General features: G+C 58.8%; 1 protein-coding gene. It reads left to right on the forward strand.

Going from position 1 to position 1071, the window contains the following annotated elements:
• Positions 1-978 (forward strand): ABC transporter permease (locus ACYVG7_RS10250; protein WP_460883021.1); only part of this gene is annotated, 978 nt, incomplete at its 5' end.
• Positions 979-1071: the final 93 nt, after the last annotated feature.

Genomic DNA, 1071 nt, shown 5'->3' on the forward strand with positions numbered 1-1071 from the left:
TATCGCGCCATCCTCGCCATGCCGGGAGTCGCCCAGGCAGCGAACGTGACCTACCTGACCATGCAGGTACGCAAGGGCGAGAGTGATGTACGCACCATGGTGGTCGGCATCGCGCCCGGCGCGTTGGGGGCTACACCCGGATGGCCTCCTTATCTCGTCGCTGGACGCCAGATCACGCGCGGTCACTACGAGGCTGTGGCCGACATCGCCACCGGCTTCAAACTGGGAGATCGTCTTGCCATTCGCCGAAATCATTACACCGTCGTGGGGCTGACACGGCGCATGGTGTCGTCCAGCGGCGACCCGATGGTATTCATTCCGCTCAAGGATGCCCAAGAGGCTCAGTTCCTCAAGGACAACGACGCCATTTGGCAAAGCCGGCGTCGCACCGAAGCCAACCCGGCCTTCAATCGACCCGGTGTTCCAGGTTTGCTGGATGCCGTGATTGCTTCACAGAGCAGCAACGCGTTCGTCAATGCCGTACTGGTCACACTGAAACCTGGCCATGCGCCGGACGAGGTTGCCGAATCCATCCGGCGCTGGAAGCGTTTGACGGTCTACACCCGGGCACAGATGGAAGACATCCTCGTCGGCAAGTTGATCGCCACCTCGGCCAAGCAGATCGGCATGTTCTTAGTGATTCTGGCCATCGTTAGCGCGGCCATCGTTGCCTTCATCATCTATTCGCTGACGATGGACAAAATCCGCGAGATCGCGGTGTTGAAGCTGATCGGCACACGCAACCGAACCATCGCCGCGATGATCATGCAGCAGGCGATCGCCCTGGGCGTGATTGGTTTCGTGGTCGGCAAGATCACAGCCACTTTCTCAGCGCCGCTGTTTCCCAAGTACGTACTGCTGATGCCGTTCGACTCCATCGCCGGTTTTTTCGCCGTGCTCGTGATCTGCGTTCTAGCCAGCATCGTCGCCATTCGCATGGCACTCAAGGTCGATCCGGCCGAAGCCATTGGAGGTTGAGATGAGTGGTAAAGGCATCCACATCGAAAGTTTGAGCAAGCGGTATGGCGATGGTGACACCGCTGTCTTTGCCTTGAAAGACGTGAATATGCA

It is taken from the genome of Pseudaeromonas pectinilytica, assembly GCF_054780855.1.